Source organism: Micromonospora ureilytica (genome assembly GCF_015751765.1).
Classification (GTDB): Bacteria; Actinomycetota; Actinomycetes; order Mycobacteriales; family Micromonosporaceae; genus Micromonospora; species Micromonospora ureilytica.
The window spans coordinates 2,443,679-2,459,149 of sequence record NZ_JADOTX010000001.1 but is presented as its reverse complement, the minus strand read 5'-3'; the positions used below and the strand labels follow the sequence as shown (position 1 = coordinate 2,459,149).

16 protein-coding genes are annotated in these 15,471 nt (G+C 71.4%); 6 read left to right on the top strand and 10 right to left on the bottom strand.

Annotation, left to right across the window (positions count from 1 at the left end):
* Nucleotides 1–9 precede the first annotated feature (9 nt).
* Entirely contained in the window at nucleotides 10–954 is a 945-nt protein-coding gene (locus IW248_RS10940; protein WP_196926867.1) for an acyltransferase domain-containing protein, read from the top strand.
* On the opposite strand, the gene IW248_RS10935 is transcribed toward IW248_RS10940, so the two are convergent.
* On the bottom strand, nucleotides 951–1,337 hold the full coding sequence (locus IW248_RS10935) for a nuclear transport factor 2 family protein (protein WP_231396267.1): 387 nt from the start codon (nucleotides 1,335–1,337) through the stop codon (nucleotides 951–953). The genes IW248_RS10940 and IW248_RS10935 overlap by 4 nt on opposite strands.
* Before the next feature lie 80 nt (nucleotides 1,338–1,417).
* Here IW248_RS10935 and IW248_RS10930 point away from each other — a divergent pair, with 80 nt between their 5' ends.
* Nucleotides 1,418–2,185, top strand: a complete 768-nt coding sequence (locus IW248_RS10930) for a helix-turn-helix domain-containing protein (protein WP_196926866.1) — start codon at nucleotides 1,418–1,420, stop codon at nucleotides 2,183–2,185.
* 41 nt (nucleotides 2,186–2,226) lie between these two features.
* Here the strand turns inward: IW248_RS10930 and IW248_RS10925 are convergent, their stop codons facing one another.
* From IW248_RS10925 to IW248_RS10910, 4 genes are all read right to left on the bottom strand, one after another.
* Nucleotides 2,227–5,058, bottom strand: a complete 2,832-nt coding sequence (locus IW248_RS10925) for a PQQ-dependent sugar dehydrogenase (protein ID WP_196926865.1) — start codon at nucleotides 5,056–5,058, stop codon at nucleotides 2,227–2,229.
* Nucleotides 5,059–5,146: 88 nt separating this feature from the next.
* Nucleotides 5,147–6,283, bottom strand: coding sequence for a ThuA domain-containing protein (locus IW248_RS10920; protein WP_231397053.1), 1,137 nt, complete (start codon nucleotides 6,281–6,283; stop codon nucleotides 5,147–5,149).
* A gap of 447 nt (nucleotides 6,284–6,730) precedes the next feature.
* Nucleotides 6,731–7,540, bottom strand: a complete 810-nt coding sequence (locus IW248_RS10915) for a CPBP family intramembrane glutamic endopeptidase (protein WP_196926863.1) — start codon at nucleotides 7,538–7,540, stop codon at nucleotides 6,731–6,733.
* A gap of 37 nt (nucleotides 7,541–7,577) precedes the next feature.
* Nucleotides 7,578–8,321, bottom strand: coding sequence for an SAM-dependent methyltransferase (locus IW248_RS10910; RefSeq protein WP_196926862.1), 744 nt, complete (start codon nucleotides 8,319–8,321; stop codon nucleotides 7,578–7,580).
* Between the two features lie 62 nt (nucleotides 8,322–8,383).
* On the opposite strand from IW248_RS10910, the gene mug reads away from it, so the two are divergent.
* Nucleotides 8,384–8,953 carry a G/U mismatch-specific DNA glycosylase gene (mug, locus tag IW248_RS10905; protein ID WP_196930133.1) on the top strand — a complete coding sequence of 190 codons (570 nt, stop codon included), beginning with the start codon at nucleotides 8,384–8,386 and terminating at the stop codon, nucleotides 8,951–8,953.
* Nucleotides 8,954–8,965: 12 nt separating this feature from the next.
* On the opposite strand, the gene IW248_RS10900 is transcribed toward mug, so the two are convergent.
* Nucleotides 8,966–9,469, bottom strand: a complete 504-nt coding sequence (locus tag IW248_RS10900) for an SRPBCC family protein (RefSeq protein ID WP_196926861.1) — start codon at nucleotides 9,467–9,469, stop codon at nucleotides 8,966–8,968.
* Nucleotides 9,466–9,828: a metalloregulator ArsR/SmtB family transcription factor gene (locus tag IW248_RS10895; protein WP_307787904.1), complete on the bottom strand. Its 363-nt coding sequence runs from the start codon at nucleotides 9,826–9,828 to the stop codon at nucleotides 9,466–9,468. Before IW248_RS10895 ends, IW248_RS10900 begins: the two co-directional genes overlap by 4 nt.
* Before the next feature lie 113 nt (nucleotides 9,829–9,941).
* Here IW248_RS10895 and IW248_RS10890 point away from each other — a divergent pair, with 113 nt between their 5' ends.
* Nucleotides 9,942–11,042, top strand: coding sequence for a calcium:cation antiporter (locus tag IW248_RS10890; RefSeq protein WP_196926859.1), 1,101 nt, complete (start codon nucleotides 9,942–9,944; stop codon nucleotides 11,040–11,042).
* A gap of 134 nt (nucleotides 11,043–11,176) precedes the next feature.
* Here IW248_RS10890 and IW248_RS10885 read toward each other — a convergent pair whose 3' ends face one another.
* Nucleotides 11,177–12,433 (bottom strand): RNA polymerase sigma factor, encoded by a 1,257-nt coding sequence (locus tag IW248_RS10885; protein ID WP_196926858.1) that lies wholly within the window; start codon nucleotides 12,431–12,433, stop codon nucleotides 11,177–11,179.
* Nucleotide 12,434: 1 nt separating this feature from the next.
* On the bottom strand, nucleotides 12,435–12,827 hold the full coding sequence (locus IW248_RS10880; protein ID WP_231397050.1) for a YciI family protein: 393 nt from the start codon (nucleotides 12,825–12,827) through the stop codon (nucleotides 12,435–12,437).
* Nucleotides 12,828–13,392: 565 nt separating this feature from the next.
* On the opposite strand from IW248_RS10880, the gene IW248_RS10875 reads away from it, so the two are divergent.
* Nucleotides 13,393–14,136 (top strand): neutral zinc metallopeptidase, encoded by a 744-nt coding sequence (locus IW248_RS10875; protein ID WP_307787903.1) that lies wholly within the window; start codon nucleotides 13,393–13,395, stop codon nucleotides 14,134–14,136.
* Between the two features lie 121 nt (nucleotides 14,137–14,257).
* Nucleotides 14,258–14,914, top strand: a complete 657-nt coding sequence (locus tag IW248_RS10870) for an HAD family hydrolase (protein WP_196930131.1) — start codon at nucleotides 14,258–14,260, stop codon at nucleotides 14,912–14,914.
* A 15-nt stretch (nucleotides 14,915–14,929) separates the two neighbouring features.
* On the opposite strand, the gene IW248_RS10865 is transcribed toward IW248_RS10870, so the two are convergent.
* Nucleotides 14,930–15,307, bottom strand: a complete 378-nt coding sequence (locus tag IW248_RS10865) for a carboxymuconolactone decarboxylase family protein (protein WP_196926857.1) — start codon at nucleotides 15,305–15,307, stop codon at nucleotides 14,930–14,932.
* Between the last annotated feature and the right edge of the window lie 164 nt (nucleotides 15,308–15,471).

The window sequence follows — 15,471 nt, the reverse complement described above, 5'->3', positions numbered from 1 at the left end:
GTCGTCGGCGTGGATCTGGACGACATCGCCGCCCGACTCGGGGTGCCCGTCGAGGAGGTCGACCGTGTGCACCGGCTCGCCGGTGACGGGCCGTCCGCGCCGCTGCCAGCCAAGGCCGACGCGCCCGCGATCCTCGACCGGCTCGCCGTGCGGCCGGACGACGCCGCCGAGATCATGGCGGGTTGGCCCGACCCCGGCTCCCCGCTGTGGACTCCGGAGCTGCGCTGGCTGCTCGACCGCTCGATCGCCCTGGTCCGCGCCGACCTCGCGGGATACGACTGGATGTCGCCCGGCCCGGAGTTGCCGCGGGAGCGAGGGCCGGCCTGGCGGCACCTCTACGTGTACGCGTACCTGGCCCTGGTCGACGTCGTGCGCGGGTACCACCGCGACCACGGCGTCCCCGACACCGTGTCCTGGGTGACCCTCGCCGACCTGGGCCGCAACCTCGCGATCGACCGACGGATGCGCGGCGAGGGCTGGCCGATCATGCAGAGCTGGCTGACGCTGCACTCGCGCGGCAGCGTCTACGAGCTGGGCCGGCTCCAGCACCAGCGCGGCGACGGCGCGATCGGTCTGCACGTCCCCGATTCGGGGCCGTTGACCCCGGAGGCCGTCGAGGCGTCGCTCGACGAGGCCCGGGCGTTCTTCCCCCGACACTTCCCGGACGAGCGCTACACCGCGTTCTCCTGCGCCTCGTGGCTGCTCGACCCGCAGCTGCGGGAGTACCTTCCCGAGAGCTCCAACATCGTGCGGTTCCAGCGCCGGTTCGAGCTGGAGCCCTACCAGGAGTCGGACGGGCCGGACGCCGACGTCGAGGTGCTGCGGTTCGGGTTCCGCACCCTGACCACGCCGCTCGACGAGCTGCCGCGCCGTACGCTGCTCCAGCGCGCGATCGTCGACCACCTGCGGGCCGGCGGTCATTGGCACTGGCGCCACGGCCGCTTCCCGATCTAGGCAGCCGCGGCCCACCACGCACCGTTGGCGGTCGCCTGGCCTGCCGGTTCGATGATTTCCCACACCTCCGCGATGAATCCGTCGGCGATCCGCAGGACGTCGACGACCACGATCTCCGGCTCCGCGTCGGGGAGTCGGCGCCGGGAGTGCACCACGACGTGGTCACCGTCGGCCAGCAGGTGCAGGATGTCGACACGCATGCCGGCGGTCGGGCCCAGCGCGGCGCGGACCGCGGCGAGCCACTGCGCCTTGGTCGAGGTCGTCGAATCCGACCGGTGATGGGTGAAGTCCTCGCTCAGGTACGAGGCGAGCGTGTCGACGTCGCCGGTGTCGACCAGCCCGGCCAACGCACGTCCGACGATGCTCTTGTTCTCGGTGGTCATGGCCGCAAGTGTTTCTCCGGCCCGGATGCTTGTCGATGACATCGCACTTCATGGCGTCCCGAGCGACGATGAGTAGGCTCATGATCGTGCACGCGGTCGGGCAGCTCCTACGCCAGTGGCGCAAGCGCCGGGGGCTCAGCCAACTCGACCTGGCGATCGCCGCGGATGTGTCGGCTCGGCATGTCAGCCTGGTCGAGACCGGCAAGTCCACGCCGAGCGCGGACATGATCCTGCGGCTCGCCGATCAGCTCCACGTGCCGCTGCGTGATCGCAACCAGCTGTTGCTCGCCGCCGGCTTCGCGCCCCGGTACGCGCGGCGTCCGCTCGACGACACCGCCCTGTCGGGTGCCCTCGACGCGGTCCGCAGGGTGCTCCGGGCGCACGAGCCGTACCCGGCGCTGGTCTTCGACCGCCGGTGGAACATCGTGCTGACCAACCGCGCGGTCGACCCCTTCTTCGCGTACGCGGCGCCCGACCTGTTGCGGCCGCCGGTGAACCTGGTCCGGCTGGGCCTGGACCCGCGCGGGCTCGCCCCCCTGGTCGTCAACCTGGCGGACGTGCGGGCGGTGTTCCGCAGTCGGATCTCGCGCCAGCTCGCCGCGGCTCCCGACGCGGAACTCGCGGCGCTCTACGAAGAACTGCTGAACCCGCTGCCCGAGGACCCGATGGGCCAACGGGTCGACGCCGACGTGGTGATCCCGATGATCCTGCGGATCGGTGGACGCGAGCTGCGGCTGTTCTCGACCATCACCACGTTCGGCACCCCGATGGACATCACCATCGAGGAGATCGCGGTGGAGTCCTACTACCCGGCAGACCCGGAGAGCGCCGCCTACTTCACACGGTAGGGCCCGGCCTGGTCACCGACCAGACCGGGCCCCACCACTCGTCAGCTGGTGGTCAGGATGAACCTCTCCCAGGCGCCGACCGAGGTGCGGTTGGCGATGAGCGATCCCGCTCCGGCGTTCTCGGCGGCCACGATCTGGTTGTTGATCGTGGCGCGCAGACTGACCGTCCCGTCGGAGTTGGTGATGAGCTGGAAGGTCTCCCACGCACCCACGGACGTGCGGTTGGCGATCAACGGCTCCGCGCCCGCGTTCTCGGCGGAGACGTAGAGCCCGTTGGCGCGCGACCGAAGGGCGATGGCACCGTTGCCAGCGTCCACCCGGTCGAACTGCTCGGTCGTCGAGACGCTGGCCTTGTTGGCGATCAACGCGGTGCTGCCGACCGCCGACACGTACTGGCTGTTGACCTGCGCCCGAAGGGTGCTCGCCGGTGCGCTGCTACCGGTGCCGGTCGCGAAGGTGAACGCGTCGACATCGAACAGGTAGCCGGACCCACCCTTGAAGACCAGGTACAACGTCGTCGACGCGGTGGGTGGGTTGCTGATCGTGGCGGACGCCTCGACGAAGGTCTCCCAGTTGCCGGTCACCGGAACCGTGACGGTGCCCAGCAGGGTGCCGGTGGCCGACCCGGCCCGGACCTCGATGGTGCCACCGGCGCCGGCCGACGACGCCCTTACGGTGATGCGGTTGGCGTTGGCCAGGTTGTACGGCTGGTAGGAGATCCAGTCGTTGTTCTCGATGAACCCGGCCGTGCGGCCACCCTCGGCGTTGGTGTGGTCGGTGGCCTGGACACCGGACTGGGCGCCGAAGTGCTCACCCTGGCGGTGCTTGGGTTGCAGAGTCTTGATGCTGTGCGTGGTGAGCCCACCGTTGTCGGTGTAGGCGGCGTCGAAGACTCCGTAGATGTTGGCCGCGGAGTCGTGCTCCCCGTCCGTCGGGACGGTGATGGAGCCGCTGCAACCGGTCTTCGAGGTGATCTGGTGGGCGTGGCTGTCGTGGCCCAGCGCGTACGTCAGGCTCACCTTGGAACAGTCGATCGTGCCGTCCTGCGGGTCGCTCACCGAGATCTGGTACGGCACCGTGTCACCGAAGGTGAACAGTTGCCCGTCGGCGGGCGTGGTGAGCGACACCGTCGGCGCGGTGTTGCCCACTGTGACGATCAGGCTCGCCGTTCCGGACAGGCCGGTCGGGTCGGTGACCTTCAACGTGGGGGAGTACGTGCCGTTCGTGGTGTACGTCTTCGTCGGGTTGGCCGCCGTCGACGTGGTGCCGTCACCGAAGGTCCACAGGTAGCTGAGCGCGCCGCCCTCGGGGTCGGAGCTGCCGGCCGACGAGAAGTTGACAGTCAGCGGGTTGGCCCCCGACGTGGGGTTCGCCGAGGCGACCGCGATCGGGCTGCGGTTGCCACCACCGATGTACTCGATCCGGAAGAGCGCCTGGTTGTTCGAGCCGGTGCCGTAGTCCAGCACGTACAGGGCGCCGTCCGGGCCGAAGGCCATGTCCATGACCTGGGTGCCGGTCCACGGGAAGTTGGAGATCTCCCCACGCGAGCCGTCGGAGTTGACCGCGATGGCCTTGATCCAGCGGCGGCCGTACTCGCCGGCGAAGAACTGACCGTTCAGCGACGACGGGAACTTGATGCTGGAGTTGAGCGAGGCGTCGTACCGGTAGACCGGCCCGCCCATTGGCGACTCCGAGCCGCTGCCGAACTCCGACGGCGAGCCGGAGTCGCCGGCGTACTTGATCCAGGCCGCCCTCGCCCCGGGCAGCGTGCCGAGCCCGGTGTTGCGGAACGAGTTGTTGGTCGGCCCGCCCGAGCAGTTGTACTTGGACTGCGACGGCCCGGACGGGAAGGTGTATTCATTGTATGTTTCGGTGCTGGTGTTGGCACCGGTGCAGTACGGCCAGCCGTAATTGCCCGGCGACGCGATGCGGTTGAACTCGACCTGACCCTGGGGGCCCCGGCTGGAGTTCGTGCTGCCGGCGTCGGGGCCGTAGTCACCGAGGTAGACCACGCTGGTCGCCTTGTCGACGCTCATCCGGAACGGGTTGCGCAGGCCCATGGCGTAGATCTCCGGGCGGGTGCCCGACGTGCCGGGGGCGAACAGGTTGCCCGACGGGATGGTGTACGTGCCGTCCGCCTGCGGCTTGATCCGCAGCAGCTTGCCCCGCAGGTCGTTGGTGTTGCCCGCCGTGCGCTGGGCGTCGAACTGCGGGTTGCGGTTGGTCCGTTCGTCAAGTGGCGCGTAGCCGGACGACTCGAACGGGTTGGTGTCGTCGCCGGTGGTCAGGTACAGGTTGCCGGCGGCGTCGAAGTCCAGGTCACCGCCGACGTGGCAGCACTGCCCACGGTCGTTGGCGACCTGGAGCACGATCTTCTCGCTGCCCAGGTTGAGCGTGTCGTCGCTGTTCAGGGTGAACCGGGACAGCCGCAGGTGCCCCTTCCACCGGTCCCAGTCGGACTGCGAGCCGGTGGTCGGGGCGTCCCCGGACGGGGTGCTCAGCGTGGGGGAGTAGTACAGGTAGATCCACCGGTTGGTGGCGAAGTTGGGGTCGACGGCGACGCCCTGCAACCCCTCCTCGTCGTGCGTGTAGACGGACAGGGTGCCGGAGGTCTTGGTGTTGCCGGCCACGTCGGTCACCCGCAGCACGCCGTTGCGGGCGGTGTGCAGCACCGAGCGGTTGGGCAGGACGGCCAGGGACATGGCCTCACCCAGCTCGCCCGAACCGGTGGCGAGCTTGACCTGCTGATAGTCGGAGGCGGGGATCACCGCCGCCTGGGCGGTGGACGGAGCAGCCACAGCGAGGGCCGCGCTCGCGACGGTGAGGACCGCCGCGAAGAGCGCCCGGGGCCAGCGCCGGGGGTACGAGAGCATGATCGTCCTTTCTCGACGACCGGGGGACGGGCGCGCAGGGGCGCACCACGACCAGGTGGGGTGGTGGAGAACGTGCGGGGGAACCAGGTCAGTTGGTGGTGACCAGGTCGAACTTCTCCCACTGACCGATGGAGGTCCGGTTGGCGATCAGCGGGGACGAGCCCGCGTTGTCGGCGGCGACGTAGCGGTTGTTCACAGTGGCCCGCAGGCTCACCGTGCCGTCGGAGTTGCGGACGAGCTGGAACGTCTCCCAGGCGCCGGCGCTGGCCCGGTTGGCGATCAGCGGGGAGGACCCGGAGTTCTCGGCCGCGACGAACTGCCCGTTGCCCTTGGCGCGCAGCGCCACGTTGCCGTTGGCGAGGTTGACCAGGTCGAACCGCTCGGTGGTCCCGACGGAGGTCTTGTTGGCGATCAGCGCGGTGGTGGAGTTCGGCGCGCTCACGTACTGGTTGTTGGCGCGGGCCCGCAGGGTGGAGCCGCTGGCGGGCGGCGGGGTGGTCGTGCGCGGCGAGCAGTCGGCCGTCACGGAACCCGCGGCGACCTGGAGACCGCCGAGCAGCATCTTGGTGAAGTTCGGGTCGGTGTACGACGCCTCGGTGTGCCCGAGGCCGGTGTACCAGGCACGCCCGCCGCCGTACGCCTTGCACCAGGTGATCGGGTGGTCGCCGCTCATGTTGCCGCCGCTGTACGACGACTCGTCGAGGCTGGCCAGGACCCGCGCGCTGGACCGGGGGTTGGTGCGGTAGTTGTACCACTCGTCGGAGCGGACCCAGGTCGTGCCGAGGTGCGCGGTCGACGGGTTGGTCTGGTCCTCGATCTTCACGGTGGCGGTCTGGATCGCCGGGTGCGAGTCGAACCATGCTCCGACCAGCGCGCCGTACCACGGCCAGCTGTACTCGGTGTCGGCGGCGGCGTGCACGCCGACGTACCCGCCGCCGGCGGCGATGTACGACTCGAAGGCCGTCTGCTGGCTGGCGTTGAGGACGTCGCCGGTCGTCGACATGAAGACCACCGCCTGGTATTGGGCCAGGTTGGAGGTGGTGAACTGGCCGGCATCCTCGGTCGCGGTCACGCTGAAGCCGTTGGCGGAGCCGAGCTGCTGGATCGCGGCGATGCCGTTGGGGATGGCCGAGTGCCGGAAACCGGCGGTCTTGCTGAACACCAGGACCTTGGTCAGCGGTGCCGCCGAGGCGGGGGTCGGCATGGCGACCAGGCTGGCCAGCATGACGGCCAAGCCGGTGACGAGTGCCAACAGGCGGGGACGGGAACGCATGGTCTTGCTCCTCTGCTGAGCGTCGACCTCAGGCTGTGCACACGGGCAGGCCGGAGGCCACAGTGGCGGTGGTGCGGAAGCCGGGCCGCCGATGCTCGGCTGAGGTGGTGCGGGGTGGTGGGGGATGGGGCGGTGAAACCAACCGACGATTCGAACCATTCAAAATGGACGGTCAGAATTCATCGACTGGCATCGTTGACGCAGTAAACCTCCGATGTCTGTGCCCCGTCAAGCCCACGTGCTCGGTCCCGAGTGGGCCCGCGAACGGGCCTCGGTGGTGTGGAGGTGAGACGTATGACGTATGGTCGATGGCATGGTTATCGACGAAGATCGAGAACGGCTCGCGGGGCTGTGGCGATCGGCCCCCGCAGGTGGGCCAGACGCCCAGGCTTCAGCCGCTCAGCGCACCGGCTCCGGCGCGAGGGCCCGCCAGTCCAGGTAGTCCCGGTAGCGGTGCCGCAGGACGATCCAGCTGACCGAGAACGGGATCGCCCCCATGGCCACCACTCCCAGGACGTTCGCGCCGACCACGTCGAAGACCGCCCCGACGTCGCCGAACAGCTGAGCGACCGTCTGGAAGGCGACGTGCAGGCCGATGCCGGCCCAGACGTCGCCGGTGGCGGCGCGAAAGGCGCCCAGCAGCAGCGCGAAGACGAAGAAGAGCGCCAGTCGGTCGACGGATCGGGCCGCCCCGACGAGGAAGCCGAACACTGTGAACAGCGCGGCCTGCCCGACGGCCGCCTGCCAGGCCGGCAGCCGCGTGGCGAGGTTGTGTTGCAGGTACCCCCGGAAGATCAGCTCCTCCGGCAGCGCCTCCTTCAGGAAGACGAGGACGACCAGCAGCGCCGCCACGCGCAGCGCGTCCCCGACGGACGTCCGGACGCTGATCTCGACCCAGCCGAGGCCGAGGCAGAGCGCGAACCCCGCCGCGGCGGGCACGAGCCAGCAGGCCATGCCGAACAGCAGACGCCGCCAGCCGGAGCGCAGCGACGGCAGCCCGAGGCCGGCCCACGGGCGTCGGTCCAGGACGCGACGGGCGACAACCACCAGGGGTACGACGACAGCGGAGGTGAGGACCGCCCCGACCGCATGGGTGGGTCGGTCGTAGTCACTGTCGAGCAGGGCGCCCAGGAACAGCCACACCAGCACGGCGCCGGTGGCCACGACGAGGACCCGCCAGGGCACTGCGAGACGAGATCCGGCGCTCACCACGCGCAGCGTAGCCAGCGGCGTCAATTGCGGACGGTCAGCGGCCGAGGACGAGGTAGCCAAGGCCGAGGACACCCCGGTAACCGCCGACGTACTCGCGCAACCGGTCGTCGAGTTCCGCGCGGACCTCGGCCGCACGAGGATCCTCCGGGTACGCCAGCAGCCACTCCTGCCGGCCGGCGAGCCAGGTGGACTCGAAGTCGTCCCATTCCCGCTGGTCGGCGGTGCTCAGGTGCAGCAACCGCCAGCCTCGCTCGCGGGCGGCCTCGACCAGACCGGGAAGGGTCGGGACGTCCGGGCCGAAGACCTCGGCGATCTCCGCGGTGGGGGACCGTTCCCAGTACGCGTCGCCGAACAGCAGCCGCCCACCGGGCCGGACCACGGCGGCGAGGGCGTCGAGGGCGGCCTCGGTGCCGCCGAAGGCATGTGCCGAGCCGATGCAGAGGACCCGGTCGGCGGGCTCCTGCCAGGCCGCCGCTTCCCCCATCACGAAGGCGACGTGCCGGTTGAGTGACCGACTCGCGGCCAGCCGTCGACCCCGGGCGAGCGCGGCGTCGTCGGTGTCGACGCCGACGCCCCGGGTGGCGACCGGGCCGGACACACCGCCGGCGGCGACCGCCCGCAGCAGCAGCTCACCCCAGCCGCAGCCGAGGTCGAGCACGCGCGTGCCGGGGCGGACGTCGAGCCGTTGCAGCAGCAGCGCGGCGTGCTCCGGCGAGAGCGGAGTGTTCCAGCGCATCCGCGCGTAACGGCTGGCGGCGAGGTGGTCGGTTGACTGCATCCGTTGATGGTGTCAAGGCGTGTGCCGGTGCCGGCACCGGGGCGTACGGCAGGATCGGTGGGATGGACGCGGAGCGTGCGGGGCCGGCGCGGCGGCCGACCCCGCAGGAGGTGGCGGCGGCGGCTGGCCGAGGTCTGCCGGACATCATCGGCCCCGGGCTGCGCGTGTTGTTCTGCGGCTACAACCCCGGCCTCTACTCGGCCGCGGTGGGAGAGCCGTTCGCCCGCCGGGGCAGCCGCTTCTGGCCGGCCCTGCACGGGGCCGGCTTCACCGACCGCCAGCTGCGCTCGTGGGAGCGTGACGAGCTGTTGCGGCACGGCCTGGGCATCACCAGCCTGAGTAACCGTGCCACCGCCCGCGCCGCCGAGCTGACGTCGGAGGAGCTGGTGGCCGGGGTCACCGGGTTGGCGGTGAAGGCCGAGCGCTACCGGCCGCGCTGGGTCGCGATCCTGGGAGTGACCGCGTACCGGATCGCCTTCGCCCGACCGAAGGCCGGGCTGGGTCCGCGACCGGATCTGCTGGGCCCGGCCCAGGTGTGGGTGCTGCCGAACCCCAGTGGCCTGAACGCGCACTTCCCCCTGCCGGCGTTGACCGACGAGTTCGCCAAGCTGCGGCGGGAGCTCGACCCTTAGCCGGCCGCACTCCTAGCCTGCCGCGGCGGCCAGCCCCTGGTAGTAGGGCTGCATGGCCGGGTGGTAGTCGTCGAACTCCGGGCGGGGCGAACCGTCCCGGGAGGCGACCAGCATGTCCAGGTAGTACTCCCAACCGGCGCCCACCTCGGCGATGCCCTCCACGCTGCTCAGGTGCTGCACGAACCGCAGCTCGGTGGTGCCGTCGGTTTCGGTCAGCGACAGCTCCAGCAGCCAGGTGCCGTAGCTGTCGATCATCGAAACGGCGAGGCGCTGTGGCGGTTCGCACGCGTCGATGCGGACCTCACACCAGGGCTTCTCCTCCTCGTACGCCATCTGGACCCGGATGCTCCGTCCGGGCCCGGCCTCGCCCTCCCACGGGCCGAACCAGCGGGCCGTGCGTTCCGATTCGGTCAGGCTGGCCCAGACGTCCGCGAGCGGGGCGCGGAAGGTCCGGGTGAGGACGAGATCGTGCCCGGTGGCGGTGCGAAACAGGCGTCCGGCGGGTGTGCGGGTCATGCCGTGTGCTCCCTTCGGTGTTCCGCCGGGCCGCGGCTGCGGCGCTCTCGGCGGGTGCGATAGACCTCGGTTTCCAACGCGTCGAGCTGCCGCTCCCACCTGTCGACTGTGGTGAGCCCGGTGAGCCAGTCGAGCAGTGGGGCGAGCGGGCCCGGGTCGAGCCGGTAGATCCGCTGTCGTCCGACCAGCTCGTCACGGACCAGCCCGCTCTCGCGCAACACCCGCAGGTGGCGGCTGATGGCGGGCCGGCTGATCGTGAACCGCTGGGCGATGTCGCCGGCGGAGAGGGGTTCGTCGCGCAACATGGTCAGGATGTGCCGCCGCACCGGGTCCGCGATCGCGACGGCCACCTCGTCCACCCCCGAAGCGTAACCCATAGGTTACGGGTCTGCCCGTTGTGGACCTGCGACACCGCGCGGGTCCCTGCGTCGATGGTGGGCACATGATCACCTGACCTGGCACGCTGGACGGCATGGCCGCCCTGCTTCGCTCCCGCCTGACCGACTGGACCATCGCCGTACCCGTGCTCGCTGTCCTGGTGTTGATCGTGACCTGGGGACGGAGCCTGCCCGGCCCGATCATCGTGGTGGTCGCGGTGCTCCTCGGGGGTGCCGTGCTCGCGGCCGTGCACCACGCGGAGGTGGTCGCCCACCGGGTGGGGGAGCCGTACGGGTCGCTGGTGCTCGCCGTCGCGGTCACCGTGATCGAGGTAGCCCTCATCGTCACGCTGATGATCAGCGGGCCGGAGAAGACCCAGTCGCTCGCCCGGGACACCGTCTTCGCCGCCATCATGATCACCTGCAACGGGATACTCGGCCTGTCCCTGCTGCTCGGGGCGCTGCGCCGTCGCGTCGCGGTGTTCAACCCGGAGGGCACCGGCGGGGCCCTGGCCACCGTGATCACCCTGGCCACCCTGAGTCTGGTCATCCCGACCTTCACCACGGCCCGACCCGGCCCCGAGTTCAGCCCGGCCCAGCTCGCCTTCGCCGCCGTCGCCTCGTTGGCGCTCTACGGGCTCTTCGTGCTCGTGCAGACCGGCCGGCACCGCGACTACTTCCTGCCTGTCGACAGCCGGGGCCAGGTGATCGACGCGGAGGAGCACGCCAAGCCGCCGACCACCCGCGCGGCGCTGGTCAGTCTGGGGCTGCTGCTGGTGGCGCTGGTAGCGGTGGTCGGCGACGCCAAGACGGTCTCCCCGACCATCGAGGCCGGCGTCGCCGCGGCGAACCTCCCGCACGCCTTCGTCGGCGTCATCATCGCCCTGCTGGTGCTGCTGCCGGAGACCCTGGCCGCCGCCCGCGCCGCCCGCCGCGACCGCGTGCAGATCAGCCTGAACCTCGCGCTCGGCTCGGCGATGGCCAGCATCGGCCTGACCATCCCGGCCATCGCGATCGCCTCGATCTGGCTGGACGGCCCGCTGCTGCTCGGCCTCGGCGGCACCCAACTCGCCCTGCTCGCGCTCACCGCCGTGACCGCCGTACTCACCGTGGTCCCCGGCCGGGCCAACGTGTTGCAGGGCGGCGTACACCTGGTGCTGATGGCCGCCTTCGTCTTCCTGGCCGCCAGCCCGTGACCCGCATGGCCCGCCGGCTCAGCCCGTGACCCGCACGGCCCGCCGGCTCAGCCCGTGACCCGCACGGCCCGCCGGCTCAGCCCGTGACCCGCACGGCCCGCCGGCTGTGCCCGTGACCCGCATGGCCCGCCGGTTCAGCCGGCGGGCGGTGGGTCGCCCGCGAGACGCTCCGCGCGGGCGTTCAGGTAGCGCTGCTGCGCCAGGTTCGTCGAGCGCGCCGCCGCCATGCGGTACGCCTCCCGCGCCGCGACCCGCTCACCCTCCAACTCCCACAGGTGGGCGCGGGCGGCCGGCAGTCGAGGGTCGTCGGCGAGGCGGGGGTCGTCGGCCAGGTCGGCGAGCAGCGCCAACCCGGCCGGCGCGCCCCGACTCATCGCGACCGCCACCGCGTGGTTGAGCGCCACCACCGGGTTGTCGGACATCGTCAGGAGCACCTCGTACAGGGCGGTGATCTGCGCCCAGTCGGTGGCCGCCGCGCTGGGCGCCTCGTCGTGCACGGCCGCGATGGCGGCCTGGACCTGGTACGCGCCGACCACCCCGCGCGGCAGCGCCCCGGTGATCAGCTCGACCCCCTCGGCGATCTGGTCGGCCCGCCACCGGGAGCGGTCCTGCTCGGCCATCGGCACCAGCTCGCCGTGCGGGCCGATCCGCGCCGGCGCACGGGCGTCGGTGAGCAGCATCAACGCCAGCAGCCCGGTGACCTCGGGGTCCTCGGGCAACAGCCGGTGCAGCAGGCGGGTCAGCCGGATCGCCTCGGCGGTCAGGTCGGCGCGCAGCAACCCCGGCCCGGCCGTGCGGGCGTACCCCTCCGTGAAGATCAGGTAGAGCACGTGCAGCGCGGCGGCGAGCCGGTCGGCGCGCTCCGGGCCGGTGGGTGGCGCGAACCGCAACCCACTGTCGCGGATCCGCTGTTTGCCCCTACTGATCCGCCGGGTCATCGTCGCCTCCGGCACCAGGAACGCGCGCGCCACCTCGGCGGTGCTCAACCCGCCCACCGCCCGCAGGGTGAGCGCGATCTGCGACGCCGCCGACAGCGCCGGGTGGCAGCACAGGAACAGCAGGATGAGCGTGTCGTCGGCGTCCGCCGGCGGACGATCGGCGGCGGGGGCGCGCCACTGCTCCGGCAGCACCCACCGCGCGACCGTGTCCTCCCGCCGCATCCGGGCCTGCTCGCGACGCAGCAGGTCGGTCAGTCGACGGGACGCCACGGTGATGAGCCAGGCGCGCGGATTCTCCGGTACGCCGTCGCGCGGCCACCCGTCCGCTGCCGCGATCAGCGCCTCCTGCACCGCGTCCTCGGCCGTGTCGAAGTGCCCGTAGCGGCGGACCAGCGCGCCGAGGACCTGCGGCGCCAGCTCGCGCAGCAGGTCCTCGGCGGGTGTTTCCGGCACGTCAGCCGGCCAGGTCCTCGACACCGTCGAGCACCGGCCGGACGTCCACGTACCCACCGGGGGCGTCCGGGTCGACCAGGCCGGCGGCGATCTCGGTGGCCCGGTCGAAGCTGGCGCACTCCACGATGGTGTAACCGGCGAGGACCTCCTGCGTCTCCGGGTACGGGCCGTCGGTGACAACTGGTGCTCCCTCGCGCACCTGCACCCGGCGGGCGTGCACCGGCTCGCTCAGACCCCGGGCGTCGACCAGCTCCCCGGACTCGGCCAGCGCCTGGTGGAAGGTCTCCATGTGCCGGTGCATCGCCGCGATCTGCTCGGCCGACATCGCCGGCCGGTCGGAAGCCCGCCCGGACAGCACGTCATAGTCCTGCTGCGACCCGTAGAGCAAAATCATGTACTTCACGGTTCTCCCCTTCCTCCTGAAGGCGCCACCCCAGCGCCCACAAGAAACGTCGAACCCCACCCCCCAACCCGGACACCCCACCCCCACCCGAACCGTTGATCATGAAGTTAGCGTCACGACACGCCGGGCGGGATGACGCTAACTTCATGATCAACGAGGTTCGGGGGTGGTGGGTGGGGCCTAGGTTGGCGGGATGACTGTGGTGTGGGTGGTGGTCGGGTTTTTTGTGGTGGTGGCGGGGTTGGCTGGGGGAGTTCTGGTCTTGCGGGGGCGGGGGGAGTCGGGCGGGGTTGGTTTCGATCGTGGGGCTGGGCGGGACGCTCGGGCGCGGCAGCAGCGGTACGAGGCCGAGCGGCACGGCGACCAGGGTGACACGTGGCAGCGCGGTCGGGAGTCGGGCGGTTGAGCGACCCTACTGGCCGTACGAGAGGCGCAGCCGGCTCGGACCCACCGGGCGTGAACCGTTCGGCCACCTCGTGCGTGAATCGGTGATGGGCGTGGCGGTCGTATCGTCGGGGTACAGCGCAGCGCGAGCACCGACGTCTGGGGAGGCACAGTGGCGGCACGGTTCGGACGCGACACGCGGGGCCCGTTGGCGGGTCTGCTGATCGCCGCCCTGGTCTCGCTCGCCTGCGCCGGCGGTGGGCTGGCCGAGCCCGAGGCCGAGCGCCCCGGGGCGAAGCCGCCGGCCGCCTCGCCCGGGCCGAGCACCACCCGAGCCGACAGCACCACAAGCGTCGCCGAGTTCGAGCAGGACGTCGCCGACGCGCAGGCGGTCGCCGAGCGGTACTGGGCGGCCCAGTTCAAGGAATCCGGGGAGCGGTTCCGACCGATCCGACGGATCACCCCGTACCAGCGCGAGGGCGAGGTGTCCTGCGGCGGCCAGCCGTTGCCCCGTAACAACGCCGTCTACTGCTCGCAGGGCGACTTCATCGCGTACGACGTCGCCTGGTCGGTGGCGGCGTTCCGCCAGGTCGGCGACGCGTTCGTGTTCTACCTGCTCGGGCACGAGTACGCGCACGCCATCCAGGTGCGGCTCGGCATCAACTACAGCTTCACCATCCAGCAGGAGTTGCAGGCCGACTGCATGGCCGGGGCGTACCTCGGCGACTCGGTGCGCTCGGGTGCCCTGACCCTCGCCGAGGGCGACCTGGACGAGTTCCGGGAGGGGGTGGCGGCGGTCGGTGACGACCCGGACCAGCCGTGGTTCGCGGAAGGGGCGCACGGCACCGCCGAGCAGCGCACCGACATGTTCTTCCGGGGGTACGAGGGTTCCCTGAAGGAGTGCGACCTGGGCTGAGCGGGGTTGCCCGGATCACCCTGGCGCCCGTTGCCGCCACCCGCCACCGGCGGTGCTGGCAGGATCGCCGGTGTCGGTCACGACCCTGGAGGTTCCGCTGAGCAGCCATCACCCCGCCGCTGTGCTCTTCGACATGGACGGCACGCTGGTCGACAGCGAGAAGCTGTGGGACGTCGCGTTGCAGGAACTCGCGAAGGAGTACGGCGGGGAACTCTCCGTCGACGCCCGCCAGTCGATCATCGGCACCGCCATGGCCGAGTCGATGCGCATCCTGCACGACGACCTGGGGCAGCCCGAACGGGATCCGGAGATCAGCGCGGCGTGGATCAACACCCGGATCCTGGAGCTGTTCCGTAGCGGTCTGCCCTGGCGGCCGGGAGCCTTCGACCTGTTGCGCGCGGTTCGCGCGGCGGGAATCCCCACGGCGCTGGTCACCTCCAGCCCTCGGGCGCTTGTCGAGATCGCCCTGGACACGCTCGGTCGGGACAACTTCGACACAGTCGTCGCCGGCGACGAGGTGGTGGCGGCCAAGCCGCACCCCGAGCCCTACCTGACCGCGGCCCGGCTGCTGGGCGTGCCGATCGAGCGTTGCGTGGCGATCGAGGACTCACCGACCGGGGTGGCCAGCGCGCTCGCCTCGGGCGCGGCGGTGCTGGCCGTACCGGCGGAGGTGGCATTGCCGAGCACTGTGGGCGTACACCAGATGGAGAGCCTGACCGGCGCGGACCTCGACCTGCTCGCGGCGCTGCTGACCGATCGGGCCGCGGCCACCGGCTGACGCGCCCGGCGCGGGTCAGGGGCGCTCGGCGAAGACCGCGGCGACCACCTGGTAGCTGTCGAACGCCCGCGCGGCTCCCGCGTACGCGGCCAGGTGGATGAAAAGCTCGACGATCTCCTCCCTGGTCACGCCCGAGGTCAGGGCGATGCGCAACTGCCCGCGCAGCGGCTCGTGGGTGCCGAGGGCGGCGGCGATCGCCACCGAGACCAGGCACCGGCTGCGCAGGTCCAGGCCCTCCCGGGGCCACGCCGCGCCGAAGGTCTGCACGGTGGCGAGACGACGGAAGTCGTGCCCCACCGACGGCTCGCCCTCGCCGAGCGGTAGGACCAGCGGCTGCCCGAGCAGTCGCTCGGCGTTGTCGAGTGCCCGTTGGTACGGGTCCTGATCGGTCATGTCACCGGCCCCGGCTCTCCGGCCGCCCGGGTGGCGGGCGGGCCGGCGCCCTGCCGGCAGCACCAGCCTGGCAGTCGCGTGCGGGCAGTCGTGGCCGAATGGGACAGGCCGAGGCCCCCGGTCGCGCGGATGGCGACCGGGGGCCTCGGCAGTGCCGATCAGCT